This is a genomic window from Marinobacter iranensis, from assembly GCF_029207565.1.
Lineage (GTDB): Bacteria > Pseudomonadota > Gammaproteobacteria > Pseudomonadales > Oleiphilaceae > Marinobacter > Marinobacter iranensis.
Genome location: NZ_JANCMW010000048.1, coordinates 1 through 381 on the forward strand (window position 1 = coordinate 1; position 381 = coordinate 381).

Consider the following 381-nt stretch of genomic DNA (forward strand, 5'->3'; position numbering starts at 1 on the left):
GTCGCGTGCCTGCCTAGACGCTGCCGCCCGCCCGCGCAAAGCGTCATGCGCCCACCCGCGCAAAGCGTCATGGATCGGAAACACAAAAGTCACACCCACGAAACCGCAATCGCATGCTGGCGTCATGTCACGCTTCCAAGGACCGGCCAACCGGGTCGCCAGTGACTCGGCTGCTTGGGGGTTTCCATGACCAATCTGACCGAGACGGGCTTCGGCTATACCGATGGTGACGTCGACACCAACATCCACAACAACGGCCCGACGCTGAACGACCTCGCGGCCCAGCGCTACTCGCGTCGCGCGACGCTTCAGCGCGGCGGTGCGGCGATCGTCGCGGCCACCATGGGCGGCTCGGTCCTCGCCGCCTGCGACAGCAAGGTC

At 66.1% G+C, this 381-nt stretch carries 1 protein-coding gene; it reads left to right on the top strand.

Features of this window, described 5'->3' with window-relative positions:
- Positions 1–186 precede the first annotated feature (186 nt).
- The coding region (locus NLU14_RS21385) for a hypothetical protein (RefSeq protein WP_275710428.1) at positions 187–381 on the top strand (195 nt) is incomplete at its 3' end.